Below are 26838 nucleotides of genomic sequence, written 5' to 3'. Positions count from 1 at the left end.
TCCACCCGGACGGGTGGCCGGTGAGGAACGCAACTTCCGGGGTTTTTCCCGGGGTAACGAGCGTTAACCTCGATCGTCTGCTCACCCAGGGAGGTTTCGTGTCTTCGCTGTCCTTCGCCGGCAAGCGGCCCGTGCTGGCCGACCTCGTGCCCGGCTCGCTCGTCCGGGACATCGCGCTGGTCGCCGGCGGTGCCGTGCTCACCGGCGCCGCCGCGCAGCTGACCATCCCGGTCCCGGGCAGCCCGGTGCCGATGACCGGCCAGACGTTCGCCGCGCTGCTCGTCGGCGCGTCGCTCGGCATGTCGCGCGGCGCCGCGTCGATGCTGGTGTACCTGCTCGTCGGCGCCGTGGGCGTGCCGTGGTTCCAGCACGGCACCGCGGGCCTGTCCGGCGCGAGCGCCGGCTACATCGTCGGGTTCGTCTTCGCCGGCGCGCTGGTCGGCGCGCTCGCCGGCCGCGGCGGCGACCGGACACCGGTGCGCACCGCGGGCACCATGGTGCTCGGCAACGTCGTGATCTACGCGTTCGGCGTGCCGTGGCTGATGGCGTCGACCGGGTTCGCCCTGCCGACCGCGTTCGCCAAGGGCGTGACGCCGTTCCTGGTCGGGGACGCGATCAAGATCGTCGTGGCCGCCGGGTTGCTGCCGCTGACCTGGAAGCTGGTCTCGGGCCGCCGTTCCGAGGACTGACGCGTGCCGAAGGGGCCTGCCGTCGCGACGGCGGGCCCCTTCGCCGTCTCCTGCACACGGCGCGAGTGGCCCGTTCGCGACGGATCACCGATCCTGTCGGCGGTGGCGGCTAATGTGTCGCTGTGCCCGCCCGAACTGACTTCCCCGGCGTCCTCGAACTCCTCACCCACGCGGTGGAGTCCGTCGGGGGTGCCGAACGCCCAGGGCAGGTGCAGATGGCCGACGCCGTCGGCCGCGCCATCCGCACCGGCGAGCACCTGGCCGTGCAGGCCGGCACCGGCACCGGCAAGTCCTTGGCCTACCTCGTCCCCGCGATCCGCCACGCCGTCGAGAAGGAAGCCACCGTCGTGGTCTCCACGGCGACGATCGCGCTGCAGCGCCAGCTCGTCGACCGCGACCTCCCGCGCCTGGCGAAAGCGCTGAAGAAGCCGCTCGGCCGCGAACCGACCTTCGCGATCCTCAAGGGCCGCCGCAACTACATGTGCCTGCACCGCCTGGACTCCGGCGCACCGGACGAGCCGGAGGACGCCCAGCTCTTCGACCCGTTCGCGGTGTCGCGGCTGGGCAAGGAGGTCACGAGGCTGCGGGAGTGGGCGTCGGACACCGAAACCGGCGACCGCGACGAGCTCGTCCCCGGCGTCACCGACCAGGCGTGGCGCCAGGTGTCGGTGACCGCGAAGGAATGTCTCGGCGCTTCGCGCTGCCCGATCGGCACGGACTGCTTCGCCGAGAAGGCTCGCGCCGAGGCCGGCCGCGCCGACGTCATCGTCACCAACCACGCGCTGCTGGCGATCGACGCCCTGCAGGGCTACCAGGTCCTGCCGGACCACGACGTCGTGATCATCGACGAGGCGCACGACCTCGTCGACCGCGTCACCTCGGTCGCCACCGGCGAGCTGACCAGCGCGATGTGCGCGTCGGCGGCGCGCCGCTGCGGCAAGCTGATCGACGCCGACGTCGCCGACGGCCTGCTGGAGGCGGGTGACGGGCTGGCGCTGATCGTCGACGACCTGCCCGCGGGCCGGATGGACGAGCTGCCCCAGCCGTTGAAGGGCGCCATCCCGGCGATCCGCGACGCCGCGCACCGGTGCATCACGGCGCTGGGCTCGGATCGCAAGGAGGACGTCGAAGGGGCCACCGCGCGCAAGCTGGCGCGCTCGCTGCTCGACGAGGTGCACGACACCGCGGTCCGGCTGCTGGAGGCGTTCGACGACGACCAGGCGCACCAGCGCGACGTCGTGTGGCTCTCCGGCGACAAGTACTCGTCGAACCCGCGGCCGCCGGCGCTGAAGGTCGCCCCGCTGGGCGTCGCCGGGCTGCTGCGCGAGCGCGTCTTCAACCTGCACACGACGGTCCTCACCTCGGCGACGCTGACCCTGGGCGGCACGTTCGACACCATGGCGCGCCAGTGGGGGCTCCCGCCGGCCGCGGCACGCGTCGAGAAGGCACCGGGCGCCGCGACGGACAAGGAAGCGCCGTCCGACACCGATTCCGGGCCGAAGTGGACCGGCCTGGACGTCGGCTCGCCGTTCGACCACAAGCGCAACGGCATCCTCTACCTGGCCAAGCACCTGCCGCCGCCGGGCCGCGACGGCCTCGCATCGTCCACAATGGACGAACTGGCCGAGCTGGTCGAGGCCGCGGGCGGGCGCACGCTGGGGCTGTTCTCCTCGATGCGGGCGGCCAAGCAGGCGGCCGAGGAGATGCGCGAGCGGCTCGACTTCCCGATCCTCTGCCAGGGCGAGGACGCGACATCGCTGCTGGTCCAGAAGTTCTCCGAGGACGTCCGCACGTGCCTGTTCGGCACGCTCAGCCTGTGGCAGGGCGTGGACGTGCCCGGGCCGTCGCTGCAGCTCGTGGTGGTCGACCGGATCCCGTTCCCGCGCCCGGACGACCCGGTGTCCTCGGCCCGGCAACGCGCGGTGGAAGCCCGCGGCGGCAACGGGTTCCTCACGGTGGCGGCCACACACGCGGCGCTGCTGCTGGCGCAGGGCACCGGGCGGCTGCACCGGTCGGTCACCGACCGCGGCGTGGTCGCGGTGCTGGATTCGCGGCTGGCGAACGCCCGCTACGGCGGATTCCTCCGTGCCTCGCTGCCGCCGTTCTGGCCCACGATGGACCCGAAGGTGGCGCGGGACGCGTTGCGCCGACTGGACGCAGCCGCGCCCGCGTGACGCGGTCCACAACACCGCCCGGTACGGTGAAGCAACCCAAGTACTGATCCGACCAAAAGCAGGCCGCCCCCACACAGAACGTAACCGCCGCTGCGGAGTCATTCGGCCGTGGCTGTGGTCGGATCAGTACGAGCGGCACAGCAACAAGGGAGCACCGGTTGACCCAGGATTCGTCCAGCGCACAGTCCCGGACCGTCAGTGTCGACGACACCGGCGTGCGGCGGCGGCTCGCGGACGGCAGCGAAGAAGCTGTCACGTGGGCCGGTCTGTCGTCGGTGATGGTCCGGGTGATCCCCGACGGCCCGTGGAACGAAGACGTGTTCTTCATGCTGGTGGGCACGGATGGCAAGGGCACGGCGGTGCCAAGCGGCGACCCGGCGGCCGACGCGCTCATCGAGCGCCTGCAGGCCCTGCCCGGCTTCGACAACGAGAAGTTCATCGAGGCCATGACGACCGACGCCGACCAGGCCTATGTGGTCTGGGAATCCAGCGAAAACTGAGGTGCGCTGTCCCGTCTGCGGCACCGAAGACGCGCTGAGCCCGCTCGCCGACTTCGACACCGCCTCGAGCTGGGCCCGGCTGATGTTCAAACGGCCGGGGTTCCTCGAATCGCGTCCGGTCTTCTTGGTGCGGCATGCCCGGGTCTGCCGCGCGTGCTTCGTCGTGGTGCCCTTCCTCGACGAGCAAAACCAGCGCAGGCTGGCCGAAGAGTGGGATTCCCTGATCCCGGTCGCTCCCGACCCTAAGCCGGGAACTCCTCCGTCACCGGAATCCCCTTCTTGAGCGTCCGGCTCACCGTGCAGAGCCGTTCGATCGCGCGATCCACGGCACCGGCCAGGGCTTCCCGCTGATCCGCCGCCAAAGTCGACACGTCGACATCGAAGCCGACGTGCACGGCGTCCAGCTCCGAGGCACCCTCACGCCGGTCGGCGCTGACGGTGACGCGGAACTTCGCGTCTTCACCGACTCGCCGCGTGATCAGCTCTTCGGCGGTCACCGCGCTGCAGCCCGCCGCCGCGATCTGCAGCAGCTCCGCGGGCGAGAACGCCCCTTCCGCGCCCGTCCGGCCCAGCCGGACCTCCGCACCGCGGTCGTTGCGTCCGACGAAGGCGTGCTGCCCGTCGCGCTGTACTTCCAGTCCCATGCCCGCTCCAACCCGATCAGGAAGCCGCTTGTTCCGGCTCCCACTGGGCAAGAACCGTGATGGTGCCCGGGTCGACCTCGGTGAACCCGGCGTCCCGGACGGCGATGACGCGGTCGCGCCGCCACGCGCCCTCCGGGTCGTCGCCCGGGTGCAGTTCCTTCCACCGCGCGACGCTCGCCGTGCGCACGGCGGTCCGGTAGCCCCGCTCGGCCCAGGCCGCGAGCTTCGCGTCGTCCAGCAGGGCGGCGAGGATCATCGTGGCGTGCCCGACCTGCGCGGCGGCCTTGCCGACGGTCATCGGCGCGTGCGGGTTGAGCAGGAGCAGCGGGACGCCGGCGGGCGGCGGCCCCGGCTCGTCCGGCGGCAGCTCGCTGCCCGAGATCTGCAGCCGGGAGACCTCCTTGGGAGCCTCGGTGACCAGGCCCGGCACCAGGGCCCGCGCTTCGGCGCCGTCGATCTCGACCGTGATGCCCGGCAGGTCCTGGACGGCCGCCCAGTGCGCGCCCCGCGCCCGCCGCGCGACCTTGCGGATCCGGTTGTCGAGCCAGGCGTGCACCGGCTCGGCCCATTCGCCGCCGGGCTCGGCGCGCTCGTCGAGGCAGACCGCCAGCGCGGCGGCCGCCGCGGCCTCCAGCAGCGGCGTGCGGCCGGGCGGCTCGGCCCGCTCGATGCGCAGGATCACCGGCATCGCCCGGACTTCCTCCGGGAGCTCGTCGGAGGTGTCCGACGTGTCTTCGGCCGGAAGCCCCAGCCAGTAGGCGTAGCGGGCGCCCAGGGGGTCGAGAACGCTGCTCACGGACGCATCAGCTCGAGTCCGTCGGCGGCGTCGGCCGCCTCGACCTCACCGCGGGTGAGCCCGAGCACGAACAGCACGGCGTCGAGGTACGGGTGCGAGAGCGCGGTGTCGGCCACCTCGCGCAGCGCGGGCTTGGCGTTGAACGCGACACCCATGCCCGCCGCCGACAGCATGTCGATGTCGTTGGCGCCGTCCCCGACCGCGACGCACTGCTCCAGTGGGATGTCGTACTCACCGGCGAAGCGGCGAAGCACCTTCGCCTTGCCGGCGCGGTCGACGACGTCGCCGACCACGCGCCCGGTGAGCTTGCCGTCGACGATCTCGAGCTCGTTCGCCGCCGCGAAGTCGAGTCCGAGCTCCTCCACCAGGCCGCCGATGACCTGGGTGAACCCGCCGGACACCACGCCGGTCTTGAACCCCATCCGCTTGAGCGTGCGGATCGTGGTGCGGGCGCCGGGGGTCAGCTCGATCGACGCGGCGACCTCGTCGATCGCCGAAGCGGGCAGGCCCTCCAGCAGTGCGACCCGGCGTTCCAGCGATTCCGTGAAGTTGAGTTCGCCGCGCATGGCGGCCTCGGTGATCTCGCGGATCTCCGGCTCGACCCCGGCGTGCGCGCCGAGCATCTCGATGACCTCACCCTGGATGAGCGTCGAGTCGACGTCGAAGACGACCAGCCGCTTCGCCCGCCGGGTGATGCCCGCCCGCTCGACGGCGATGTCGACGCCCGCCTCGACGGCGGCGTCGGCGAGCTCCGAGCGCAACGCCGTGTCGGCCTCCGGGGTGTCCCGGTCGACCGAGACGTACAGCTCCAGCCCGGTCACCGGGTAGTCGGCGACGCTGCGGATCGCGTCGATGTTGGCGCCCAGCGACGCCAGCCGCCGCGCGACCTCCGAGAAGCCGCGCGCGGTCACCGGACGGCCCAGCACCACCAGCACGTGGGAGGAGTCGCTGCGGCCGAGCGCGAACGGGTCGTCGCCGATCGCCGAGCCGATTTTCACGTCGACCTGCATGCCGACGGACGCCATCGCCTGCTCGACGGACTCCTGCAGGCCCTCCGGGTCGCGGTACACGCCGGCGAGCACGCCGAGCACGAGCTGCCCGCGGATGACGACCTGCTCGACGTCGAGCACGTCGACGTCGTGGCGGGTCAGCACGGCGAACAGCACGGACGAGACACCCGGCTTGTCGGGGCCGGTGGTCGTGATCAGGACGGGGGTCTGGGTCACTGGTCATCCCTCGTTCGGCGACGCTGCACGATCAGTCTGCCGGTCCGTGCTCGGACACAAGTAGAGCGCGTGCCCGGCTTCACAAAAGCCGGGCACGCGCTCACTCGATCAGGGTCCTACTTGTCGCCTTGCTCGCTCGCGTTGTCCCCGGAGTGGTCTCCCGGGATCACCGCTTCGGTGAGCACCTGCGACGGGGCCGCGTGGCCGTTGAGCTTCTGCTTCCCGAAGAAGCCGATCTCGCCCTCCTTGTGGAGGCGCTCGATCATGTGCGGGTAGTGCAGCTCGAACGCGGGCCGCTCGGAGCGGATCCGGGGCAGCTCGGTGAAGTTGTGCCGCGGCGGCGGGCAGGACGTCGCCCATTCGAGCGAGTTGCCGTAGCCCCACGGGTCGTCCACCGTGACGATCTCGCCGTACCGGTAGCTCTTGAAGACGTTCCAGAGGAACGGCAGCGTCGAGGCACCGAGGATGTACGCGCCGATCGTCGAGATCGTGTTCAGCGTCGTGAAGCCGTCACTGGTCAGGTAGTCCGCGTACCGGCGCGGCATGCCCTCGGCACCCAGCCAGTGCTGGACGAGGAACGTGCCGTGGAAGCCGATGAACGTGGTCCAGAAGTGCCACTTGCCGAGCTTCTCGTCCATCATCCGGCCGGTGATCTTCGGGAACCAGAAGTAGATGCCGGCGAAGGTGGCGAACACGATCGTGCCGTAGAGCACGTAGTGGAAGTGCGCGACGACGAAGTAGCTGTCCGACACGTGGAAGTCGATCGCCGGCGCGGCCAGCATGATGCCGGTCAGGCCGCCGAAGAGGAACGTGACGATGAAGCCCATCGAGAAGATCATCGGCGTCTCGAAGGACAGCTGGCCCTTCCACATGGTGCCGATCCAGTTGAAGAACTTGATGCCGGTCGGAACGGCGATCAGGAACGTCATGAAGGAGAAGAACGGCAGCAGCACGGCGCCGGTGGCGTACATGTGGTGCGCCCACACCGCGACCGACAGGGCCGCGATCGCCAGCGTCGCCCAGACCAGGCTCTTGTAGCCGAACAGCGGCTTGCGGCTGAACACCGGGAAGATCTCCGACACGATGCCGAAGAACGGCAGCGCGACGATGTACACCTCGGGATGGCCGAAGAACCAGAACAGGTGCTGCCAGAGGATCACGCCGCCGTTTTCGGGGTCGAACACGTGCGCCCCGAGGTGCCGGTCCGCCAGCAGGCCCATCAGGGCCGCGGTCAGGATCGGGAAGGCGAGCAGGATCAGGATCGACGTCACCAGGATGTTCCAGGTGAAGATCGGCATCCGGTACATCGTCATGCCCGGCGCGCGCAGGCAGACCACGGTGGTGACCATGTTGACCGCGCCGAGGATGGTGCCGAGACCGGAGACCACCAGGCCGGAGATCCACAGGTCCGCGCCGACGCCCGGCGAGTGGATCGCGTCCGACAGCGGGGTGTAGGCGAACCAGCCGAAGTCGGCGGCGCCACCCGGGGTCAGGAAGCCGGACAGCACGATCAGGCCGCCGAAGAGGTACAGCCAGTACGAGAACGCGTTCAGCCGCGGGAACGCGACGTCCGGCGAGCCGATCTGCAGCGGGAGCACGAAGTTCGCGAATCCGAAGAGGATCGGGGTCGCGTACAGCAGCAGCATCACCGTGCCGTGCATGGTGAACAGCTGGTTGTACTGCTCCTGCGACAGGAACTGCTGCCCGGGCCGCGCCAGCTCGGTGCGGATGAGCATCGCCATCGCGCCGCCCGCCATGAAGAAGGCGAACGACGTGACCAGGTACATGATCCCGATCTGCTTGTGGTCCGTCGTGCGGAACAACCGCAGCAGGTACGAACCCTTAACCGACTCGCGCGCGGGGTACGGGCGCGTGGCGATCGGCTTGGGGGCTACGGCCGTCACTCCTGCCTCCAACACTGAAACCTTGTGGTGGTCATCGTCCGGCCGCCGGGCGCGGGCGAGGCCCGGTTCCGGCGGTCAAGGGGATCGTAGCCCTCGCTACCGACAGTCGCGCGCACCGGCTGGCAAGATCGGGCCGTGGCCGACGAATACACGCTCACCGCGGTTCGCGCGGCACTGACCGTGACCTCCCGGCTGGGCCTGCGCGAGCACGAGCCTGAGGTGCTCCACGAACGCTCGAACGTGCTGGTGAAGCTGGGTCCGCTGGTCGCGCGGGTGCCGGGGACCGTCCGCCTGGCGCGGCCCGGGCCGGCCTGGCAGGAGCGGGACGTCGCCGTCTCCCGGTTCCTCACGGAACGTGGTGTGCCCGTCGTCTCACCGGCCACGGATCCCCCGGCCGGACCGCATTTCGCCGAGGGCCTGCCGGTCACGCTCTGGCACCACACCCCGCACGATCCGGACCACCGGTACGCACCGGACGTCGTCGCGCGCTCGCTCGCCGAGGTGCACGCGGCCCTGCGCGAGTACCCCGGCGAACTGCCCCGGCGCGGCCCGCTCGACGACCTCGAACGCATCTTCGACCGGCACGACCTGGACTCCCGCTTGCGCGGCGAGACGGCCCGTCTCGCCGCGACGCTGCCGGACGGCGCCGTGCAGCCCCTGCACGGCGACGCGCACCCCGGCAACCTGATCGCCACTCCCGCCGGCCCGTGCTGGCTGGACTTCGAAGACACCTGGCGCGGGCCACTGGCCTGGGACCTCGGCATCCTCGCCCGGCAGGGCGGCCCGGAGTACCTGGCCGCGTACCCGGGCGAGGTCGACGAAGACGCGCTTCGCTTCTTCACGCGGCTGCGAGAGCTCTACGCCGTGGTGTGGCGCTTCGTGATCGCTCAGCGGTTCCCGCACCGGCTGCCCGAAGCCCACGCTGCGCTCGCTGCCTACTTCTCGTGAGTTGCCGGGTACCAGGACAGGATCGCCTCGACCACGCCCGCCGGGTCCTCCAGCGGGGTCAGGTGCCCGGCGCCCGGCAGCACCACCAGCGTCGCGCCGTCCAGCACCTCGACCATGGCGCTCGCCGCCCCCACGGGGGTGATCGGGTCCTTTTCGCCGACGACGACCAGCGCGGGGATTCCCGACTCGCGCAGCAGGTCGAGGGAGTCCGGGCGCGTCCGCAGGGCCAGCGCCGTCCACGAGATCCCGGCGGGCGGCTGCGATTCGATGATCTCCCGGACGGTCTCGACCACGTCCGGGCGCTGCTCGCGCGTCGACCCGGCCAGCAGGTTGGGCAGGTTGGCCTCGGCGAGCCAGCCCCGGATGCCCTCGGCTTCGACCCGCTTGGCGACGTCCAGCCGGGTCTGGGCGGCCTCGGGCGTGTCGGCCGTGGCCTTCGTGTCGATGAGCACGAGCCCGCCGACCCGCTCCGGCGCCAGCCGCAGCACGGCCATCGCGAGGTAGCCGCCCATCGAGCAGCCGCCGAGCACGACGCGGTCCAGCTCCAGGCGGTCCAGCAGGGCGACGACGTCGCGCGCGGCGTCCTCGAGGCTCGGTTCGCGATCGGACTCCGGCAACGGCGAGCGGCCCAGCCCGCGCTGGTCCGGGGTAATCACCCGAAGGTGTGACGCGAGGGGCTCGCGCACCGCGTTCCACATGCGGGCGTCCAGGGGAAAGGCGTGGAGGAGGACCAGCGGCAGTTCGGTCATGCGGGCCATTTTGTCGGACCCCCGCGCTAGCTTCGCCGCTGTGTTCACCGACATCGAAACCGACCGGCTGCTGCTGCGTCCGCCCCAGGAGGCGGACCGGCAGGCGATGGTCGACATCCACACCGACCCGCGCACCAACCGCTTCAACCCCGACCCGCCCGACGTCCCGCGCGCGTCGGCGATGTTCTCGGAGTGGCTGGCGCACTGGGCCGAGCACGGCTTCGGCTACCCGGCGGTGACCGAACGCGGCGGCACCGAGGTGATCGGCATGTGCGGGGTGCGGCTGCGGGAGTTCCACGGCGAGAAGGTGCTGAACCTCGGCTACCGGTTCCGGCCGTCGGCGTGGGGCAAGGGCTACGCGGTCGAGGCCGGCCTGGCGATCCTGCAGTGGTGTGCCCGGGACCTGCCGTCGCTGCCGGTGCTGGCGAGCGTGAGCGTCGACAACAAGCCGTCGCTGCGGGTGGCGGAGCGGCTCGGCTTCACCGAGTACACGGAGGAGATGTACGACGGCGCGATGTCGCGGCACTACCGGCGCTGAGCCGGGCGTTGCTTGAAAACTCCAGAGCGAAGCGTCACCAGCGGCGGTTCGGCCGCCGGCGGGCCCGGGCGTCCCAGCAGGGCCGGTGCCAGTGCCGCCGGTCGGCGACCGAGCCGGTGTCGTCGGCCGGCCAGACGACGAGGTGCGGCGTGCCCGGCCGGATCTCGTGGTCGCAGCCGGGGCAGCGGTAGAACTTGGTCGCCTGCGAGCCGGGCACGGTCCGCACGAGCCAATCGCCGTCCGACCCGGACTCGGCGCGGGCCCAGCCGGTCGCGGCACCGAGGTCGCGTTCGGGCGGCCCGCCGTCCGCGCGGCGGCCGGGACGATTCCGTCGAGGCACGCCCGAACGGTATCCGCCCCCGCCCCGGCGAGCCGACCGCCCAGGCACACGTGTCGTCCGTCCAGGCACGCGCGTCGACCCTCCAATCACGCGTGTCGACTCTCCAATCACGTGTGCTGGCCCTTCGATCACACCAGATGTCAGTGGGGCTCAGGCCGCGCGGCCCGCCACCCGGCAGCCAGTCCGCAGCCGGCGCAGGATCCCGGTGTGGCCGAGCCCGTCCCAGCCGAGCCGGGCCAGTGTCCGCCCGGACCGGCGGAAGTCCTCGCCCCCGAGCACGGACATGATCGTGATGGCGGCGTCGACCATGGGCGTGGCGACCCCGGCACACCGCGCGAGTGCCTGCAGCGGCACGAGCGTGGAGCGGATGTCCTCGGTGAGGAAGCGGTGGTCGAGGCTGGTCGGCGCGGCGATCGTCCGGTACGGCTCCACCGTCCGCAACGCGTCGAGCAGCGTCGTGGCCGGGCAGCCGTAGTAGCGGTCGAGGACCTCGGTCATGGGTAGCAGCCGGGCGTCGTAGGCCCGGGCGACGGCGGCGAACTCGGCCTCGGTCCGTTCCAGCAGCGCGACCGTGCGGTGGGAAACGCCTTCGACGTAGAAGAGCAGCTCCTCCGCGCGGTCGATGGTGCCGAGGTTGGCGAGCGCGATCGGCACGTGCGCGACCGCGCCGAAGTCGTGCAGGCCGCGTTCCACCGGGTTGCGTGCGACCTCCAGCATCGGGAACCACTCGCGCAGCAGCCCGGCGTGCCGGGCGACGGCGGCCGGCGTGCTGCCGGAGATCAGGTTCCAGCCCTTGGCGCCCAGCACGGTCACGCCGCCGGTCCCGGACGGCCGCGCGGCGAACAGCGCGTCGGTCTCGACGACGTCGACCTCCGGTGCCCCGGCGGCGGCGAGCGCGTGCGCGAACTCGACGCTCCCGCACAGCTTGCTGGAGAACAACACGACGACCTGTCCCGGGCGAAGGTACGGCGCGAGCCGGACGGCGACCTCCGGGTAAGCGGTCGTCACCGTCGCGACCAGCACCACGGCCCGCCCGGCAAGCGCTGCGGGATCCGCCGTCACCTCCCGCAGCGGGAACCGCCCGTCGAGCACCCCGGTGGCGACGATCTCCCGGCTGCGCGCGATCTCCGCCACGGCCTCGAGATCCCGCGTGCAGAGGTGCACCGGCAGCCCCCGCGAGGCGAGGTGGGCCGCGACGGCCCGTCCCTCACCGCCGGCGCCGACGACCCCGATCCCGTCCAGCCCGCTCATCCCGCCCACTCCCGTCACTCGGGTACGCAGTGGACAGGTCGGCACACCGGACGGCAAAGTTCCCGCCGGAGCACCTTCCCGGAAATCGGACCCTTCCGGGTAACGCTCAGCCCTGCACGAGCGCCAGCGGCACGAGTTGCTCGGCCGTGGTGAGCGACCCGTGCTGCCCGATCAGCGACGTCTCCACGGCCTCGGCGAGCCCCCGCACCATCCCGAACCGTCCCCGGGCCGCCGCGACGACGTCGCCGATCCGCGGCAGCACCCGGTCGCTGACCGTGTGCCCGAACCACCCTTCGGCGACGGCCTCCTCCCGCGACCGCACCCAGGCCCGCTCGCCCAGCACCGCCCGCCAGGCCGCGAGGACGTCTGCGGCCGCACCCGGCTCGGTGTAGACGTGCCGGGCGCGCACCTCGCCCCCGAAGGTCCGGACACCCGCAAGCAGCTCCGGGACGTCTTCGAGGTCGAGCTTGTCCTCGACGGTGACCATGCCGTGGTCGGCCACCACCGCGAGCAGGGCGCCGGCCGGCAGACCGTCCACAAGGGACTCGACGAGCCGGTCGATCTGCCGCAGCTGCATCCGCCACGCGGTGGACCCGGGGCCGTACACGTGCCCGAGCAGGTCGAGTTCGCTGTGGTAGGCGTAGCAGAACGCCCGCCCGCCGAGCACCGACAGCGTCCGCGCGGCGAGGTCGCCCAAGGCGTGCACCCCGGCGTACCGCGCACCGCTCTGCGTGGCCCGGGTCAAGGCGGTGTCGGCGAACTTGGCCGACGACACCACGGCGGCGTCGATGCCCGCTTCGGCCGCCCGTTCGAACGTCGTCGGCAGCGGCTGCACCTCGCGGGGCGGGAGCGCGCCACGGAGGTCGCTGCCGTCCTCGTGGCTGCGCCAGCGCAACGCGTTGAGCACACCCGTGCCGGGCATCTCGAACGTGTAGCCGACCATGCCGTGCTCGCCGGAAGCGAGCCCGGTGCCGATCGCCGCCACCCCGGCGGCCGTCGTGGACGGGAAGCCCACGCGCAGCGACTCCCGGGCGAGCTCGGTCAGCACCGGCGCGTCCGCGGCGTGCTCGGCCAGCAGCTCCCAGCCGAGCCCGTCGACCAGCAGCACCCCGGCGCTGCGGGCCTCCGGCAGCGCCAGCGTGTTCCCGAAACCGGGCACCCCGAGCACGGCGAGCAGGGACGGGACGACCTGGCCGAGGTGCGGGACGTCGGCAAGCGTTGGCGGCTGCACGCGCCCAGCTTCCCATCCGCGGGCTCCTCCGGCGATAATCGCGGCATGCCGACCTACGCCTACCGCTGCCGCGAGTGCACCGAGACCTTCGAGCTCCTGCGCCCGATGAGCGAATCCGGCGCGCCGGCGGCCTGCCCGGAGGGCCACACCGACACCGTCAAGCTGCTCACCACGGTCGCCCTCACCGGGGCCGCGAGCGGTCCCGCGGTCCCGGCCGGCGGCGGCGGTGGCTGCTGTGGCGGCGGCTGCTGCGGCTAGAGAACCTTCAGGGCCTGTTCCAGGTCGGCCCAGAGATCCTCGACGTCCTCGAGCCCGGCCGACAGCCGGATCAGCTGGTCGGACACCCCCGCGTCGTGCCGGTCGCCCGGGTCGACGATCCGGTGGCTGATCGATCCGGGGTGCTGGATGAGCGTGTCGACGCTGCCCAGGCTGACCGCTGGCGTGATCAGCCGGACCGCGCCGATCAGGGCGTGCGGGTCGCCGTCGACCTCGAACGCCACCAGCGGCCCGCCCAGCCGCGGGTAGTGGACGGCCGTCACCGCCGGGTGGGCGGCGAGCCGCTCGGCCAGCGTCGTCGCCGTCGCCGACGCGGCGTTGACGCGCAGCGGCAGCGTGGAAAGCCCGCGCAGCAACAGGTATCCGGCGAGCGGGTGCAGCACGCCGCCGGTCGCGAAGCGGATCTGCCGCAGCCGGGCGGCTTCCGCGGCGTCGCACGCGACGATCCCGCCCATCACGTCGCCGTGGCCGCCGAGGAACTTCGTCGCGCTGTGCAGGACGATCCGCGCGCCGTGGCGGCCCGGGCGCTGGAGCACCGGGGTCGCGAAGGTGTTGTCCACCAAGAGAGGCACGTCACCGCAGGCGGCCGCCAGCGCGGCGATGTCGGTCTCGGCGAGCGTCGGGTTCGCCGGTGTTTCGACGAACACCAGCCCGGTGTCGGGCCGCAGCGCGGCGGCGACGGCGCCGGGCGCGGCCCAGGTGACCTCGGTGCCGAGCAGCCCGGACTCGAGCAGGTGGTCGCTGCAGCCGTACAGCGGGCGCACGGCGACGACGTGCCGTTTCCCTTGCGCCACCGCGGAAAGCAGGCAGGCCGAGACAGCGGCCATGCCGCTGGCGAACGCGACGCCGTGCTCGAAGCCTTCGAGCTCGGCGAGCGCGCGCTCGAACCGTTCGACGGTCGGGTTGCCCACCCGGCCGTAGATCGGCGGGCCGTCGAGTTCGCCGCCGGCGGCGAACTCGTCGATCCGGGCGGCTTCGGCGGCACTGTCGCGGGACGGGTAGGTCGTCGACAGGTCGAGCGGTGCGGCGTGCACGCCGAGGTCCGTGAGGTCGTCACGGCCGGCGTGGACGGCGCGCGTGCGCAGCGAGGAGGTCATGCCAGCATGATCGAGCTTTCACCGGATCCAGGACAACAGTCTCGGATATCATTCGCCGATGTCCGATTCCGTCGAACTGAGTCCGGTTGATCTCGAGATTCTGCGCCTGCTCCAGAACGATGCCCGGATCACCAACAAGGACCTGGCGGCCGCGGTCGGCATCGCGCCGTCGACGTGCCTGGACCGCGTCTCCCGGCTGCGGGACACCGGCGTGATCACCGGGCAGCACGCGTCGGTCGACGCGGCGAAGCTGGGCCGACCACTGGAGGCGTTCCTGTTCGTCCAGGTCCGCCCGCACCGGCGGCCGCTGGTGGACCCGTTCGTCGAGCACCTGCTGTCGCTGCCCGAGGTGCGCGCGGTCTACCACCTGACCGGGCCGGACGACTTCCTCGCGCACGTCGCGACCAGCTCCGCCGGTGAGCTGCAGCGCCTGGTCCTCGACGAGCTGACCGCCCGCGACGAGGTCGCCCGCGTGCACACGAACCTGGTGTTCCAGCACTGGAGCGGCGGACCGCTGTTACCGCCGGGCACCTGAGGTCAGAGGGTGTCCAGCCAGCGGCGGGTCTCGCGCGGGGACGTCAGCCGGAGGATTTCGGGGCCGGGAGACTCGGCGGCCCAGGCCCGGATGGTCGCCCGTTTCCTCGCGAACGACGCGAAGTGCCAGCGGATGATCGAGTCCGCGGAGAGCATCTGGCGGACCGACTCGACGTTGCCGTTGCAGATCCGTTCGCGGGTCACCGAGCGCACGGCCGTCCGGCGCACCAGGCGGCCCAGCGAGAGCCAGCGCGGGTAGTCGAGACCCACGATGAGCTGCGCGCGCGGCAGCACGACGTCCTTCCACCTGCCGTAGGCGGCATCGAGGACCCAGCGCCGGCCCGCGCACACCTCGCCGATGCGGCGGCGCTGCTCCTCGTCGGGTACCGCTACCCAGCCCGGCTGCCAGGTGAGATCGTCGGCCGAGACGTACGGCAGGCCGGTGCGCTCGGCGATCCGGGCCGCGAGCGTCGACTTGCCCGAGCCGGTCACGCCGTAGACGACGATGCGCTCAGCCGTCGAGGTCACGGGCGGGCTCCCGCGGTCCGCGGTAGGGCAGGGTCTGGCTGTAGACGACGTTCGTGGTCGTGCTGCCGAACTGGGCCAGCTCGTCCATCGTGTGCTCGAGGTGGGCCATCGAGGCCGCGGCCACCTTGAGCGTGTAGCAGTCGTCGCCGGTCGTGCGCAGGCATTCGAGGATCTCGAGGCGCTCGCCGAGCAGCTTGTGCAGGGCGTCGTGCCGGCTGCCGGGGTACTTGAGCCGGACGACGGCGAGCACCGGGTAGCCGACCTTGCCGAGGTCGATGTCGGCGCGGTAGCCGGTGATCACGCCCGCGGCCTCGAGCCGCCGCAGCCGTTCGGTCGCGGCCGACGCGCTGAGGTTCACGCGGCGGCCGAGCTCGGTGAGCGGCAGCCGGGCGTCCTGCTGCAGCTCGACCAGGATGGCCCAGTCCGTCGGATCGAGACTCTCGGTCATGAGGCGAATGTACCGCGAGATCCACGGCCGAAGCCGCCGAACACCGTGATCGTTCCCTTCCGATCACGGCTTTGACCTCGATAGCCTTTCCTGGTGAAGATCGGCGTGAACGTCCCCAACTTCGGTCCGGGCACGGACCCCGGCGTACTGCGTTCCTGGGCGCGGACCGTGGAAGGCCTCGGCTTCGACTTGCTGATGGTGTCCGACCACGTCGCCATCACCCCGGACGTCGCCGGGCAGTACCCGGCGCCGTTCTACGAGCCGTTCACGACGCTGTCGTGGCTCGCGGGCGTCACCGACCGGGTGCGGCTCGGCACCACCGTGCTGGTCGTGCCGTACCGGCATCCGCTGCTGGTGGCCCGGATGGCGGCGAACCTCGACGCGCTCAGCGGCGGCCGGCTGGTGCTCGGCGCCGGCATCGGCTGGGCGAAGCAGGAGTTCGACGCGCTCGGCGTGCCGTTCGAGCAGCGCGGGAAGCTGACCAGCGAGTACCTCCGGGCGATCCGCGCGGCCTGGGCCGACCACGACGACTACCGCGCCGGCCCGATCCCGCTGTGGCTGGGCGGGCACAGCGACGCCGGGCTGCGCCGCGCGGTGGAGCTCGGCGACGCGTGGCACCCCCTGCGGATGACGATGTCCGGGTTCCGGGAAGGCCTGGAGCGCCTGAAGACCCTGGCCGGCGACCGGCCGGTGCCGGCGTTCGCACCGCGGATCCTCCTGCGGGTGACCGGAACCCCGGTGACCGGCCCGGACCGGCGCGCCGGGGAAGGCACCCTCGACCAGGTCCTCGACGACCTGGCACAGCTGCGGGCGCTGGGCGCGGAGACCGTCGTGCTCGACCCGTTCGATGCGGACCCCGCCGAGACCCTCCACCCGGAGGTCGCGTGGCGGGACCTCGCGGCCGTGGCCGCGTCCTGGAAGGAGAACCGGTGAAGGACACCGAAGAAGCCCTGTTGCGGCGCGCGATCGAGCTCGCCCGCGAAGCGCGCGAGGAACACGGCAACCCGCCGTTCGGCTCCCTGCTGGCCGACGCGGACGGCAACGTCCTCGCCGAGGACCGCAACACGTCGTTGACCGACAACGACATCACCGCGCACCCGGAGCTGAAGCTCGCCCGCTGGGCGGCGCAGAACCTGGCCCCGGAGGCCGCGGCGGCGACCACGATGTACACGAGCACCCAGCCGTGCGGGATGTGCACGGGCGCGATCGAACGGTCGGGGCTGGGCCGCGTCGTCTACGCGTTGTCGACGGAACAGTTCCTCACGCTGCGCCCGCCGGTCACGTGGGGCGGGCACCAGCTCGAAGGCCCGGCGCTGTTCGACGAGGCCCGCGTGCCGGTCGAGGGGTACTACCAGTGACGAGCTACGAGGTGCGCCCGGTGGCGCGGATCGAGTCGTCCCTCCAGGACCGCGCATCGGCCCCGAGGCAAGGCGACGAGGGCGCGCCACCGGCCCGGGTGGTGTTCGCACCGGAGTTCCACCCGGCGGCGGCCGACCTCCGCCCCGGCGACCGCCTGGTGCTGCTGACGTGGCTGCACGAGGCGGACCGCGAGGTCCAGGCGGTCCACCCGCGCAGCGACCCGGACCGCCCCCGCGAAGGGGTGTTCTCGACCCGCTCCCCGGATCGCCCGAACCCGATCGGCCTCCACACGGTGACGGTGACGTCGGCCGAGAACGGCACGCTCACCGTGACGGGCCTGGAAGCCATCGACGGCACCCCGGTCCTGGACGTGAAACCGGTCCTCGGCGAGGTGGCCGCCCGCTGACCCGGCCGATCACGATCCGGGCACCGGGGTAACGACCGCGGCCGTCCGGCCGACCTCCTTCGCACAAACGGAGCAATCCCGGCCGTGCCGACGGAGGAATCGTGATGACCAGTGCGTTCGAACCTGTTCCGCCGGACCCGTGGACGCCTCCGCAGGTTCCGCCGCCGGTGCGGACGAGGACGAATCCCTGGCATCTGCTGCTCGCGGCCGCCGCCGGTGCGGCCCTGGTCGGCGCCCTGTGGGCCGGCCTGGACCTGGCCGATTCCGGCGCCCCCATCAGCACTCCGGCCACGTCCGGGGAGGCGTTCGACCTCCGCGGCACGTTCACGCTCTACAGCGGCGGGTACGGCTACGGCACTTGCGGTGGTTCCGGCGGTTACTCGGACATCACGACCGGGACGACGGTCACCGTCTACAACGCCGCGGGAACCGTGCTCTCCCAAGGCGCGCTGGGAACGGGGCGGCCGAACGGCGCCGGTAGCTGCGTGTTCAGCCTTGCCGCGCCCAACGTTCCGGCGGGTGAGAAGTTCTACCTGGTCGAGGTGTCCCACCGGGGCCGGATCATGGTGCAGCCCGAGGACGCGCGGAACGGGAACGTCGCCCTCAGCCTGGGCAACTGATCAGTAGTCCTTGAAGCCCTTCCCGGTCTTCCGGCCCAGCCGCCCGGCCGTCACGAGGTGCTCCAGCAGCGGCGCCGGCGCGAAACCCTCCTCGCGGAACTCGTTGTACAGCGTGCGCTGGATGGCCAGCGACACGTCCAGGCCGACCACGTCCAGCAGCTCGAACGGACCCATCGGCAGGCCGCAGCCCACCTTCATGGCCGTGTCGATGTCGTTCGCCCCCGCGTAGTGGGCCTCCAGCATCTTCACCGCGTCGTTCAAGTACGGGAACAGCAGCGCGTTGACGATGAAGCCCGCTCGGTCTCCACAGTGGACCGCGTGCTTGCCCACCGCGGCGCAGACCGCGTTCGCCGTCGCCACCACGTCCGGGGCGGTCGCGATCGTCGAGACCACCTCCACCAGCTTCATCACCGGGGCCGGGTTGAAGAAGTGGAGACCGACCACGTCCGACGGCCGGGAGGTCGCTGCCGCACACTCGATCACCGGCAGTGAAGACGTCGTCGTCGCCAGCACCGCGCCCGGGCGGACGACCTCGTCCAGCGCCGCGAACACCGCCTGCTTCACCGACAGCTCCTCGGCCACGGCCTCGACGACCAGGTCGACGTCGGCCAGGGCGTCGAAGTCGGTCACCGGCGTGATGCGGGCCAGCGCGGCCGAAGCGTCCTCTTCGGACAGTTTGCCCTTGACCACGGCCTTGTCGAGCGACTTCTTCACCTTCGCGACGGACGCCTGCGCCTTCTCCAGGCTCCGGGCGCGCAGCACGACGTCGAACCCGCGCTTCGCGAAGACCTCCGCGATGCCGGTCGCCATCGTCCCGGTGCCGACCACGCCGACCCGGGAGACCGGCCGTGGCTCGGCCGTGTCCACAGTGGACGTAGCCACCGCGTCCGAGACCACGTTCGGCGAGTCCGGCGCGTCGTAGGCGTAGAAGCCGCGGCCCGTCTTGCGTCCCAGCTGGCCCGCCGTGATCATCTGCTTGAGCAGTGGCGCCGGCGCGTGCAGCCGGTTGCGGGACTGGTGGTACATCGTGTCGAGGATCTCGTACGCGGTGTCGAGTCCGATCAGGTCGAGCAGCGCGAGCGGCCCCATCGGGTAGCCGCAGCCGAAGCGCATCGCGGCGTCGAGGTCTTCGCGTGTGGCGTAGCGCTGCTCGTACATCCGCACCGCGTGGTTGAGGTAGCCGAACAGCAGTGCGTTCGCGATGAACCCAGCCCGGTCGCCGATCACCACCGGCACCTTGCCGAGCCGCTCGGCGAACGCGACCACCTCGGTGACCACCTCCGGCTCGGTCACCACGGTCTTCACGATCTCGACGAGCTTCTGCACCGGCGCCGGGTTGAAGAAGTGCATGCCGACGACCTTGCCGGGACGCGTGGTGTGCACCCCGATCTCGGTGATCGACAGCGACGAGGTGTTGGAGGCGAAGACGACGTCGGGCCGGGTGATCTTGTCCAGCTCGGTGAAGACGTCGGCCTTCAGCTCCAGGCTCTCCGGGATCGCCTCGACCACGAGGTCCACTTCGGACAGATCCGAGAGCGACGTGCTGTACCGGATCCGGTCCAGCAGGGCCGCACGACCGGCGGGATCGAGCTTGCCACCGGAGAGTGCGCGCTCGGTCGAGTGCTCCAGGTGTCCGCGGCCCCGGGCGACACCGGTCTCGTCGAGCTCGACCGTGACGACGTCGAGCCCGCTGCGAGCGAGCACTTCGGCGATCCCGGCCCCCATCGTGCCCAGGCCGACCACTCCGACCGTCGAGATGTCCCGCGCCATTGAGGCCTCCAGAGATGTTACTCGCCGGTAATTGCCTCGACTCTGCCACACGGAACCACCGGAAGCCCAGACGGAATCGAGTCAGAACCGTGCAAGTCACCCGGTCGGCGAGGCGGGTTCACTCGCCGAAATTGCCGTCCACCAGCTCTTTCGCCTTGTCCAGCGCGGCGGGCGCCTGCGGTCCGCGCGCCCGTACGCGGATCCGGTCGCCCAGGCGGGCGCCGAGCGACATCAGCGCCAGCACGCTGTGGCCGTCGGCCTCCTGGTCGCCGAGCCGGACGGTGACCTCGGCGTCGAACGCGCTCAGCGCGCGCACCAGCACCGCGGCCGGCCGCGCGTGCAGCCCGACCTCGTTCCGCAGCTCCAGCTCGATCTCGTCGCCCCCGCCGGCCGCGGGTTCGGCCGGCTCGAGATCCTCGGGCATCCCGGCGGCCGCGGCGGCCTCCGCCACGGCCTTGCGGTCCTTCCCCGACTGCGCCGCGACCGCCGCCGCGATCGCGCCTTCGACCAGCGGGCCGTCCGCGACGACGGCGGCCGAGGGGTCGGCCAGCGATTCGACGGCGAGCTCGGCGGTCATCTGCGCGCTGCCGAGGTCGTAGAGCAGCACGACGCCGTCGCCGGAGTCGGCGCGCTGGGTGGCCGCGACGACCTCGTCGTAGTCCGTGCCGATCGAGCCGTCGGAGAGGCCCCCGGCCGGAAGGATGGTGACGTCCGGCGCCATCTGTGCGGCCAGCTCGGCCAGGCCTTCCGCGAGCTTCGCGCTGTGCGAAACGAGCACGATGCCGACACTCACCGGGCGGCCTCCGCGAACGCGTGCAGCAGCAGCGCCGACGACCGCGCACCGGGGTCCATGTGGCCCACCGCGCGCTCGCCCAGGTAGGACGCGCGGCCCTTGCGCGGCACCAGGTCCACTGTGGAGTCCGCGCCGCGGTCGGCCGCGCCGGCCGCCGCGGCCAGCACCGCGGCGACGTCCCCGCCGTCCCCGGCCGCCTTCTCCGCGGCCGACACCGCCGGGATCAGGGCGTCGACCATGGTCGCGTCGCCGCCCACGGCCTTCCCGCGGGCCTGGACGCCTTCGAGCCCGGCGCGCAGCGCGTCCACCAGCGCCGGCGCATCCAGGTCCCCGGCGGTGCCGAGCTTGGCCGAGGCACGCAGGAAAGCCGTGCCGTACAACGGTCCCGCGGCCCCGCCGACCTTGGAGATCAACGTCGTCGCGACGAGCTTCAGTACCGCGCCCGGTGTTTCCGGCGCGCCCGCGTCGAGCGCCGCCACGACGGCGGTGAACCCGCGGTTCATGTTCTCGCCGTGGTCGCCGTCGCCGATCGCGCGGTCGAGGTCGATCAGCTCCACCCGGTGCTCGGCGATCACCGCCGCGGCGGCGCGCACGGCCGCCACGACCCCGTCGGCCTTGCAGGTCATCAGAGCCCCCACCGCAGCGCCGCGGTGTTGACCGGGGCGTCCCAGAGCTCGGTCAGCTCGTCGTCCAGCTTGAGCAACGTCAGACTCATCCCCTGCATCTCGAGGCTGGTGATGTACGGGCCGACCAGCCGGCGTTCGACCACGATCCCACGCTCGGCCAGCAGCCGCTCGGCGATGCCGTGCGCCAGGTAGAGCTCGACGAGCGGGGTGCCGCCCATCGAGTTGGTGAACAGCAGCACGCGGTCACCGGAGGAGAACGGCAGGTCTTCCCGAACGGCATCAACCATCCGCGCCACCAGCGCGTCGGCCGGCTCGAGCGGGATCCGTTCGCGGCCGGGTTCGCCGTGGATGCCGATGCCGAACTCGATCTCGCCCTCGCCGAGGTCGAAGCTCGGGGTGCCGGCGTGCGGCACGGTCGGCGCGGTCAGCGCGACGCCGATCGAGCGCACCTGGCCGATCACCTTCTGCGCCAGCGCCGTCACCGCGTCGAGCGAGTCGCCGCGCTCGGCGGCCGCGCCGGTGATCTTCTCCAGCAGCACCGTGCCGCCGACCCCGCGGCGGCCCGCGGTGTAGGTCGAGTCCTTGACCGCGACGTCGTCGTCGATCACGACGCTGCGCACCTCGAGGCCCTCGGCCGCGGCCAGCTCGGCGGCCGTCTCGAAGTTCAGCACGTCGCCGGTGTAGTTCTTCACGATGAGCAGAGCGCCGGCCTCGCCGGTGGTCGCGGTGACGGCGGCCTGCACGGCGTCCGGCGTCGGCGACGTGAACACCGCGCCGGGTACCGCGGCGGCGAGCATGCCCCGGCCGACGAACCCGCCGTGCAGCGGCTCGTGCCCGGATCCGCCGCCGGAGATGACGGCGACCTTGCCGGCGACCGGCGCGTCGGCGCGGACGACGACGTCCGGATCCTCCTGGACGCGCAAGATGTCCGCGTGCGCGGCGGCGAGGCCCCGCAGCGACTCCGCGACGACGTTCGCCGGATCGTTGATGATCTTCTTCACGGCAGCCTCCGGCACATCGGCGGGTGGGGTGCCCCCTTCCTACCTCGCCGCGCGGCCCGCCGCCAGGTCAGGCTTTGGGGAGCTTCGTGACCACGTTCTTCGCGACGGTCACGGCCTTGCCGCACGGGTCGTCGGTGGCCGGGTTGGCCGTGTAGCTCCGGTAGTCCACTTGGGCCAGTTCGACGTCGTCGCCCTGCCACGGCCGGTGCTGCCACTCGACCTGGCACTCCGACGAGCTCGCGGTCCCCTTCTTCTGGAAGCCCGTGACGCCGCCGCCGAGGTCCACCTTGGAGTAACCGTCGCCCTCGAGCGGCGGGAGCCCGGGCAGGAACTCGACCGTCACCGTCGGGTCCGTGCCGTTGCTCTGCCACTCGCACGAGTGCAGGCCGGACGGCGCCGACTTCGCCGACGGCACGACCGGGGCCACCGCCGCGGTGTCGGCCATCGCGCACGGGTCGGCGGTCACCACGGTGCCCGCGGGCGTCGAGTACTTCTCCGGCGAGTTGTGCACCTTCTGCACGACGGCTTCCATCAGCGTCTGGCCGGGCCGGCACGGGTCGCCGGGGTAGGTGACCGACACCATCAGGGCCATGTCCGGGTTCAGCGCCGTCATCGTCGCGACCGTGCAACTGGAGTCGTCGGTCTTGCTCACGCGCAGCGGCAGGCCGCCGACCTGCCCGGTCGTCTTGTCCGCGTGCGGCAGCAGGGTGCTGCCGATCTCGAACTCGAGCCGGATCTCCTTGCCGCCGGGGTCCTTCACCTTGTTGCTGCACCGGTCGAAGGCGATCGACGACGGCGACGGGTCGTCCTCGGCCGTACCGAGGCCCAGCGCGCCGAGGGCCTCCTTGGTCAGGAACTGGCACGGCTTGATCGTGCGCAGCACGTTCGCCGCCACGGCGGCGTCGGTGATCGGGCCGTCGGAGACCTGGCCGGTGCCGGCCGCCGCGGGCACCGTCGTCCGCGCGAAGTTGGACTTGCCGAGGTTCTGTCCGCACGCGGTCAGCGGCAGCGCGAGGGCAATGACCAGCAGGAACAGCTTCGGGAGACGGCGGCGCCGAACGTCAGGGAGCACGCGGTGCACGGTAGCGGGAACCTCGCGCCCCTGTCCGGACAACCCGGCTATTCGGCCTGGGCGGGCGGTGTGTCGGCGCTCTCGGGCTCGGCCGGCACGACGAGCGGCCGCACCTTCGCCCAGATGATGAAGAGCGCGGCGACGACCAGCATGCCGATCCCGGCCCACAGGTTGATGTTGACGCCGGCCGCCTTCTCGCGCTCCGCGGCGGAGGTGAAGAAGGCGCCCATCACCGTGAGGATCACGCCGTAGACGCCGATCAGCAGGGCGATGATCAGCCGGATGTCGAAGGCGCCCGCCTTCTGCGGTCGCGCGCCGGACTCGGTAGCCATGACGGACCTCCTAGAAGATGGCGTTGAGGGCGATGGTCAGGATGAGCACGATGCCCGCGAGCAGGCCCGGCCGGCGGTACCAGCCCGCGTTCTCGCCGGTGTCGTCGTGCTTGCGCGTTTCCTTCGGGGTCAGCGAGTAGACCAGCCCCACCAGTTCTTCGTCCGGCTTCGGCTTGGTCGCCAGCGACACCACGACGCTCACCACGATGTCGACGACGAACGCGGTCCCGGCGGCGACGAAGCTGGTGCCCTGGCCGCTCAGGCCGATCACCCCGGCCTGCGACAGGCCCCAGACGGTGATCGCGGACGCGGTACCGAGCACGAGGCCGCTCCAGCCGGCGTGCGGCGTCATCCGCTTCCAGAACATGCCCAGGATGAACGTCGCGAACAGCGGCGCGTTGAAGAACGAGAACAGGTCCTGCAGGTAGTTCAGGATGTTGCCGGAGTTCGACGCGATGAACGCGGTGCCGATGGCGAGGATCGTGCCGACCGACGTCACCACGCGCCCGAGGCGCAGGTAGTAGCCGTCCGGCTTGTCCTTCTTGATGTAGGTCTGCCAGATGTCGTACGTGAAGACGGTGTTGAACGAGCTGAGGTTCGCCGCCATGCCGGCCATGAACGAGGCCAGCAGGCCGGCGATCGCGATGCCGAGCATGCCGTTCGGGAGCAGGTCGCGCATCAGCAGGAGCAGCGCGTTGTTGAAGGTGACGCCGCTTTCCGCCTTGCCGCCGTCCAGCAGGACCTGCTTGTCCTTCACGTACTCGGACACGGTGACCGCGGCGATCATGCCGGGGATGATCACGATGAACGGGACCAGCATCTTCGGGAACGCGCCGATGATCGGGGTGCGCCGCGCGGCGGACATGCTCTTCGACGCCATCGCGCGCTGGACCTCGACGAAGTTCGTCGTCCAGTACCCGAACGAGAGCACGAAGCCGAGACCGAACACGATGCCGAGGATCGACAGGATGTTGTTGCCGAAACCGGTCAGGTTGTCACCGGGCCACGAGTGCAGCTGCGCGGTGCCGCCCGGGCTGTTGGTGACCTTGTCGACCAGCCCCTGCCAGCCGCCGACCTTGACCAGGCCGATGATGGTCAGCGGAACCAGCGCGATGACGATCACGAAGAACTGCAGCACTTCGTTGTAGATCGCGGCGGAGAGCCCGCCGAGCGCGGTGTAGGAGAGCACGATCACGGCGGCGATGATGATCGACACCCACAGCGGCCAGCCGAGCAGCAGGTTCACCACACTGGCCAGCAGGAACAGGTTCGCGCCCGCGATCAGGATCTGAGCGGCGGCGAAGCTGACGCCGTTGACGAGGTGGGCCGGCTTGCCGAAACGGCGCCGCATGAACTCGGGGACGCTGCGGACCTTGGAGCCGTAGTAGAACGGCATCATCACGATGCCGAGGAACAGCATCGCCGGGATCGCGCCGATCCAGAAGTAGTGGACGGTCGGCAGGCCGTACTGGGCGCCGTTGGCCGACATGCCCATGACCTCGACCGCGCCGAGGTTCGCCGAAATGAACGCCAGGCCGGTGACCCAGGCGGGCAGCGACCGGCCGGACAGGAAGAAGTCGAGACTGCTCGACACCTGACGCCGGGCCAGGTACCCGATGCCGAGCACGAGCACGAAGTAGAACGCCAACTCGATGTAGTCGATCGCGCTCGCGTCGAGTCGCAGGTTCGCATCGGCTAGGACCAGCACCCGACCCACCTCCGGCAGTACCTTTTCGAACAGGACAACATCCGACAGGAATCACCAGTATCCTGCCGGATCCGGACAGTACTGCATGGATTCAGGGTCGGCACGCTGACGTGTCCAAAGTGGCCGGAGGGCGCGTCCCCCCGGCTTTGAGCTGGGGAAACGCGCCCTCCGTCACACGCCGCGGGAGCGGTTTCGGATCACCGGTCGGTCGGGATCGCGATCTCGCCGTCTTCTTCGATCAGCTTGGCGAGCACTTCGTCGGGCAGGTAGGTGCGGTGCGGGTAGCCCGGGCCCCACGAGTTGAGCAACGGCACGGCGCCGAGCTCGTCGGCCCGCGGGTTGGCGAGCACCGAGTGCACGTCGTCGACCGACTTGGCCCAGCGGAACGCCTTGATGCCCTGCTTGGCCTCGGGCGTGTACTTCTCGCGCGCCTGCCAGTCGTCTTTCGCGTAGGCGTCGTCCCAGAGGACGTGCCCGGCCTCCTTGAGCACCTCGGCCGCGGCGCGGACCGACGTGCCGTTGTCATCGCCGGGGTTGGTTTCCGGCCACTCGTCGCGCTTCTTGGCCGAGTCCCAGAGCCAGCGGGCGGTGTACTCGCTGCCGTTGAAGATCGACATGCAGCGCGACCAGCCGAAGCCGACGCAGGCGCCTTCCCTGCCCTGGTCGTAGAACGCGTACCAGGCGTCGGTGTCCGGGGTGCCGCCCGGTTCGAGGCAGACGCAGTGGCCGCCGCGGATCCGGCCCAGCTTCTTGACGCCGGCCCTGGCGATGAAGAACTCGCCGGAGGTCTCGTCCCGCTCCGGGGTGTCGAACGCGGAGTACCAGTTGACCCCGATCACTACGGGCGCCCGCGTGGGCCGGTCGTCGTCGGCCAGCGCGGCGAACGGATACCTTTCGACGTGCCGCCAGTCGTCCGGAATGAACCGGCCCAGCCGCGGGTCGACCGGATCGGAACCGAGTGGGCGATAACGCATACTTCCTCCTCCGTGCAGGCGAAAAGCGCGCACGCCGGCCGGATGACATGCGCACACCGAGCTCGAAGGCGGACTGAAAACGTTGGCACGACAATGAAAGACGGCCGAGCGCGCCACCCTCCGGCCACGCCGGACGCACCGGCGGAACCCCTCGAAATCGAGTGTCGCACGAATCCGCGCAATAGGATCCCGACCTCACCCGAACAGCGCATAAAGGCAGGACAAAAAAGAGAGCCGATCACTTCTCTGCCGCCTATCGGGTCAACTATTTCCTTGCGGAGTAATCGCCCGTGAATCAGATACC

The 26838-nt window shown here is 71.3% G+C and carries 30 protein-coding genes; 11 read left to right on the top strand and 19 right to left on the bottom strand.

Annotation, left to right across the window (positions count from 1 at the left end; genetic code table 11):
* Window positions 1-98: 98 nt before the first annotated feature.
* The 3 genes from QRX60_RS20860 to QRX60_RS20850 all read left to right on the top strand — a co-directional run bounded on the left by QRX60_RS20860 (window position 99) and on the right by QRX60_RS20850 (window position 3363).
* Window positions 99-689, top strand: a complete 591-nt coding sequence (locus QRX60_RS20860; protein WP_286002434.1) for a biotin transporter BioY — start codon at window positions 99-101, stop codon at window positions 687-689.
* Between the two features lie 122 nt (window positions 690-811).
* Entirely contained in the window at window positions 812-2863 is a 2052-nt protein-coding gene (locus QRX60_RS20855) for an ATP-dependent DNA helicase (RefSeq protein WP_286002433.1), read from the top strand.
* 158 nt (window positions 2864-3021) lie between these two features.
* On the top strand, window positions 3022-3363 hold the full coding sequence (locus QRX60_RS20850) for a hypothetical protein (protein ID WP_086672538.1): 342 nt from the start codon (window positions 3022-3024) through the stop codon (window positions 3361-3363).
* A gap of 242 nt (window positions 3364-3605) precedes the next feature.
* On the opposite strand, the gene QRX60_RS20845 is transcribed toward QRX60_RS20850, so the two are convergent.
* The 4 genes from QRX60_RS20845 to ctaD all read right to left on the bottom strand — a co-directional run bounded on the left by QRX60_RS20845 (window position 3606) and on the right by ctaD (window position 7933).
* Window positions 3606-4007: an OsmC family protein gene (locus tag QRX60_RS20845; RefSeq protein ID WP_286002432.1), complete on the bottom strand. Its 402-nt coding sequence runs from the start codon at window positions 4005-4007 to the stop codon at window positions 3606-3608.
* A 16-nt stretch (window positions 4008-4023) separates the two neighbouring features.
* The gene (locus tag QRX60_RS20840; protein WP_286002431.1) at window positions 4024-4803 is read right to left on the bottom strand and encodes a peptidyl-tRNA hydrolase; all 780 of its coding nucleotides are present in this window, start codon (window positions 4801-4803) and stop codon (window positions 4024-4026) included.
* Window positions 4800-6029: a phosphoserine phosphatase SerB gene (gene serB / locus QRX60_RS20835; protein WP_286002430.1), complete on the bottom strand. Its 1230-nt coding sequence runs from the start codon at window positions 6027-6029 to the stop codon at window positions 4800-4802. Before serB ends, QRX60_RS20840 begins: the two co-directional genes overlap by 4 nt.
* Before the next feature lie 116 nt (window positions 6030-6145).
* A complete protein-coding gene (gene ctaD / locus QRX60_RS20830) occupies window positions 6146-7933 on the bottom strand; it encodes an aa3-type cytochrome oxidase subunit I (protein WP_286002429.1) in 1788 nt (595 codons plus the stop codon).
* 135 nt (window positions 7934-8068) lie between these two features.
* Between ctaD and QRX60_RS20825 the strand changes: the two genes are divergently transcribed.
* Window positions 8069-8881 carry a phosphotransferase gene (locus QRX60_RS20825; protein WP_286002428.1) on the top strand — a complete coding sequence of 271 codons (813 nt, stop codon included), beginning with the start codon at window positions 8069-8071 and terminating at the stop codon, window positions 8879-8881.
* On the opposite strand, the gene QRX60_RS20820 is transcribed toward QRX60_RS20825, so the two are convergent.
* Window positions 8869-9630, bottom strand: coding sequence for an alpha/beta fold hydrolase (locus tag QRX60_RS20820; protein ID WP_286002427.1), 762 nt, complete (start codon window positions 9628-9630; stop codon window positions 8869-8871). The genes QRX60_RS20825 and QRX60_RS20820 overlap by 13 nt on opposite strands.
* Between QRX60_RS20820 and QRX60_RS20815 the strand changes: the two genes are divergently transcribed.
* Window positions 9629-10168, top strand: a complete 540-nt coding sequence (locus QRX60_RS20815; protein ID WP_286002426.1) for a GNAT family N-acetyltransferase — start codon at window positions 9629-9631, stop codon at window positions 10166-10168. The genes QRX60_RS20820 and QRX60_RS20815 overlap by 2 nt on opposite strands.
* A gap of 34 nt (window positions 10169-10202) precedes the next feature.
* Here the strand turns inward: QRX60_RS20815 and QRX60_RS20810 are convergent, their stop codons facing one another.
* The 3 genes from QRX60_RS20810 to QRX60_RS20800 all read right to left on the bottom strand — a co-directional run bounded on the left by QRX60_RS20810 (window position 10203) and on the right by QRX60_RS20800 (window position 12990).
* Entirely contained in the window at window positions 10203-10508 is a 306-nt protein-coding gene (locus QRX60_RS20810; RefSeq protein WP_286002425.1) for a hypothetical protein, read from the bottom strand.
* A 150-nt stretch (window positions 10509-10658) separates the two neighbouring features.
* Window positions 10659-11759, bottom strand: coding sequence for an NAD/NADP-dependent octopine/nopaline dehydrogenase family protein (locus tag QRX60_RS20805; protein WP_286002424.1), 1101 nt, complete (start codon window positions 11757-11759; stop codon window positions 10659-10661).
* A 106-nt stretch (window positions 11760-11865) separates the two neighbouring features.
* Window positions 11866-12990 (bottom strand): alkaline phosphatase family protein, encoded by a 1125-nt coding sequence (locus QRX60_RS20800; protein WP_286002423.1) that lies wholly within the window; start codon window positions 12988-12990, stop codon window positions 11866-11868.
* A 45-nt stretch (window positions 12991-13035) separates the two neighbouring features.
* Between QRX60_RS20800 and QRX60_RS20795 the strand changes: the two genes are divergently transcribed.
* Entirely contained in the window at window positions 13036-13248 is a 213-nt protein-coding gene (locus QRX60_RS20795) for an FmdB family zinc ribbon protein (protein WP_286002422.1), read from the top strand.
* Here the strand turns inward: QRX60_RS20795 and QRX60_RS20790 are convergent.
* Entirely contained in the window at window positions 13245-14363 is a 1119-nt protein-coding gene (locus QRX60_RS20790) for a trans-sulfuration enzyme family protein (protein ID WP_286002421.1), read from the bottom strand. The two genes, QRX60_RS20795 and QRX60_RS20790, sit on opposite strands and share 4 nt — an antisense overlap.
* A 58-nt stretch (window positions 14364-14421) precedes the next feature.
* Here QRX60_RS20790 and QRX60_RS20785 point away from each other — a divergent pair, with 58 nt between their 5' ends.
* A complete protein-coding gene (locus QRX60_RS20785) occupies window positions 14422-14898 on the top strand; it encodes an Lrp/AsnC family transcriptional regulator (protein ID WP_286002420.1) in 477 nt (158 codons plus the stop codon).
* 2 nt (window positions 14899-14900) lie between these two features.
* Here the strand turns inward: QRX60_RS20785 and QRX60_RS20780 are convergent, their stop codons facing one another.
* Both QRX60_RS20780 and QRX60_RS20775 read right to left on the bottom strand, forming a co-directional pair.
* Window positions 14901-15425 (bottom strand): P-loop NTPase family protein, encoded by a 525-nt coding sequence (locus QRX60_RS20780; RefSeq protein ID WP_286002419.1) that lies wholly within the window; start codon window positions 15423-15425, stop codon window positions 14901-14903.
* On the bottom strand, window positions 15409-15873 hold the full coding sequence (locus QRX60_RS20775; RefSeq protein WP_286002418.1) for an Lrp/AsnC family transcriptional regulator: 465 nt from the start codon (window positions 15871-15873) through the stop codon (window positions 15409-15411). The genes QRX60_RS20780 and QRX60_RS20775 overlap by 17 nt, the downstream gene beginning before the upstream one ends.
* Window positions 15874-15966: 93 nt before the next feature.
* Here QRX60_RS20775 and QRX60_RS20770 point away from each other — a divergent pair, with 93 nt between their 5' ends.
* The 4 genes from QRX60_RS20770 to QRX60_RS20755 all read left to right on the top strand — a co-directional run bounded on the left by QRX60_RS20770 (window position 15967) and on the right by QRX60_RS20755 (window position 18258).
* Window positions 15967-16806 (top strand): LLM class flavin-dependent oxidoreductase, encoded by an 840-nt coding sequence (locus QRX60_RS20770; protein ID WP_286002417.1) that lies wholly within the window; start codon window positions 15967-15969, stop codon window positions 16804-16806.
* Window positions 16803-17231, top strand: a complete 429-nt coding sequence (locus QRX60_RS20765; protein WP_286002416.1) for a nucleoside deaminase — start codon at window positions 16803-16805, stop codon at window positions 17229-17231. Before QRX60_RS20770 ends, QRX60_RS20765 begins: the two co-directional genes overlap by 4 nt.
* A complete protein-coding gene (gene tsaA, locus QRX60_RS20760) occupies window positions 17228-17638 on the top strand; it encodes a tRNA (N6-threonylcarbamoyladenosine(37)-N6)-methyltransferase TrmO (RefSeq protein WP_286002415.1) in 411 nt (136 codons plus the stop codon). The genes QRX60_RS20765 and tsaA overlap by 4 nt, the downstream gene beginning before the upstream one ends.
* Window positions 17639-17742: 104 nt before the next feature.
* Window positions 17743-18258 carry a hypothetical protein gene (locus QRX60_RS20755; RefSeq protein ID WP_286002414.1) on the top strand — a complete coding sequence of 172 codons (516 nt, stop codon included), beginning with the start codon at window positions 17743-17745 and terminating at the stop codon, window positions 18256-18258.
* Here QRX60_RS20755 and QRX60_RS20750 read toward each other — a convergent pair whose 3' ends face one another.
* The 8 genes from QRX60_RS20750 to QRX60_RS20715 form a co-directional block, all read right to left on the bottom strand.
* Window positions 18259-20028: a 3-hydroxyacyl-CoA dehydrogenase family protein gene (locus QRX60_RS20750; RefSeq protein WP_286002413.1), complete on the bottom strand. Its 1770-nt coding sequence runs from the start codon at window positions 20026-20028 to the stop codon at window positions 18259-18261.
* A gap of 118 nt (window positions 20029-20146) precedes the next feature.
* Window positions 20147-20821, bottom strand: coding sequence for a dihydroxyacetone kinase phosphoryl donor subunit DhaM (gene dhaM, locus QRX60_RS20745; protein ID WP_286002412.1), 675 nt, complete (start codon window positions 20819-20821; stop codon window positions 20147-20149).
* Window positions 20818-21447, bottom strand: a complete 630-nt coding sequence (dhaL, locus tag QRX60_RS20740) for a dihydroxyacetone kinase subunit DhaL (protein ID WP_286002411.1) — start codon at window positions 21445-21447, stop codon at window positions 20818-20820. The genes dhaM and dhaL overlap by 4 nt, the downstream gene beginning before the upstream one ends.
* Window positions 21447-22448 carry a dihydroxyacetone kinase subunit DhaK gene (gene dhaK / locus QRX60_RS20735; protein ID WP_286002410.1) on the bottom strand — a complete coding sequence of 334 codons (1002 nt, stop codon included), beginning with the start codon at window positions 22446-22448 and terminating at the stop codon, window positions 21447-21449. The genes dhaL and dhaK overlap by 1 nt, the downstream gene beginning before the upstream one ends.
* 67 nt (window positions 22449-22515) lie before the next feature.
* Window positions 22516-23520 (bottom strand): DUF3558 domain-containing protein, encoded by a 1005-nt coding sequence (locus tag QRX60_RS20730; RefSeq protein ID WP_286002409.1) that lies wholly within the window; start codon window positions 23518-23520, stop codon window positions 22516-22518.
* A 47-nt stretch (window positions 23521-23567) separates the two neighbouring features.
* Window positions 23568-23852, bottom strand: a complete 285-nt coding sequence (locus tag QRX60_RS20725; RefSeq protein WP_286002408.1) for a hypothetical protein — start codon at window positions 23850-23852, stop codon at window positions 23568-23570.
* A 10-nt stretch (window positions 23853-23862) separates the two neighbouring features.
* Window positions 23863-25560 carry a sodium:solute symporter family protein gene (locus QRX60_RS20720; RefSeq protein ID WP_286002407.1) on the bottom strand — a complete coding sequence of 566 codons (1698 nt, stop codon included), beginning with the start codon at window positions 25558-25560 and terminating at the stop codon, window positions 23863-23865.
* A 197-nt stretch (window positions 25561-25757) separates the two neighbouring features.
* The gene (locus tag QRX60_RS20715) at window positions 25758-26534 is read right to left on the bottom strand and encodes a hypothetical protein (RefSeq protein ID WP_286002406.1); all 777 of its coding nucleotides are present in this window, start codon (window positions 26532-26534) and stop codon (window positions 25758-25760) included.
* Window positions 26535-26838: the final 304 nt, after the last annotated feature.

It is taken from the genome of Amycolatopsis mongoliensis, assembly GCF_030285665.1.
Taxonomy (GTDB): domain Bacteria; phylum Actinomycetota; class Actinomycetes; order Mycobacteriales; family Pseudonocardiaceae; genus Amycolatopsis; species Amycolatopsis mongoliensis.
This window is presented reverse-complemented; position numbering and strand designations above follow the sequence as displayed.

Bases quoted from the DNA above. Each gene is read 5' to 3' on its own strand.
- QRX60_RS20845 (WP_286002432.1), bottom strand. From the start codon at position 4,007: ATGGGACTGGAAGTACAGCGCGACGGGCAGCACGCCTTCGTCGGACGC.
- QRX60_RS20815 (WP_286002426.1), top strand. From the start codon at position 9,629: ATGCGGGCCATTTTGTCGGACCCCCGCGCTAGCTTCGCCGCTGTGTTC.
- QRX60_RS20820 (WP_286002427.1), bottom strand. From the start codon at position 9,630: ATGACCGAACTGCCGCTGGTCCTCCTCCACGCCTTTCCCCTGGACGCC.
- QRX60_RS20805 (WP_286002424.1), bottom strand. From the start codon at position 11,759: ATGAGCGGGCTGGACGGGATCGGGGTCGTCGGCGCCGGCGGTGAGGGA.
- QRX60_RS20795 (WP_286002422.1), top strand. From the start codon at position 13,036: ATGCCGACCTACGCCTACCGCTGCCGCGAGTGCACCGAGACCTTCGAG.
- QRX60_RS20790 (WP_286002421.1), bottom strand. From the start codon at position 14,363: ATGACCTCCTCGCTGCGCACGCGCGCCGTCCACGCCGGCCGTGACGAC.
- QRX60_RS20785 (WP_286002420.1), top strand. From the start codon at position 14,422: ATGTCCGATTCCGTCGAACTGAGTCCGGTTGATCTCGAGATTCTGCGC.
- QRX60_RS20775 (WP_286002418.1), bottom strand. From the start codon at position 15,873: ATGACCGAGAGTCTCGATCCGACGGACTGGGCCATCCTGGTCGAGCTG.
- QRX60_RS20755 (WP_286002414.1), top strand. From the start codon at position 17,743: ATGACCAGTGCGTTCGAACCTGTTCCGCCGGACCCGTGGACGCCTCCG.
- QRX60_RS20750 (WP_286002413.1), bottom strand. From the start codon at position 20,028: ATGGCGCGGGACATCTCGACGGTCGGAGTGGTCGGCCTGGGCACGATG.
- dhaL (WP_286002411.1), bottom strand. From the start codon at position 21,447: ATGACCTGCAAGGCCGACGGGGTCGTGGCGGCCGTGCGCGCCGCCGCG.
- QRX60_RS20725 (WP_286002408.1), bottom strand. From the start codon at position 23,852: ATGGCTACCGAGTCCGGCGCGCGACCGCAGAAGGCGGGCGCCTTCGAC.
- QRX60_RS20715 (WP_286002406.1), bottom strand. From the start codon at position 26,534: ATGCGTTATCGCCCACTCGGTTCCGATCCGGTCGACCCGCGGCTGGGC.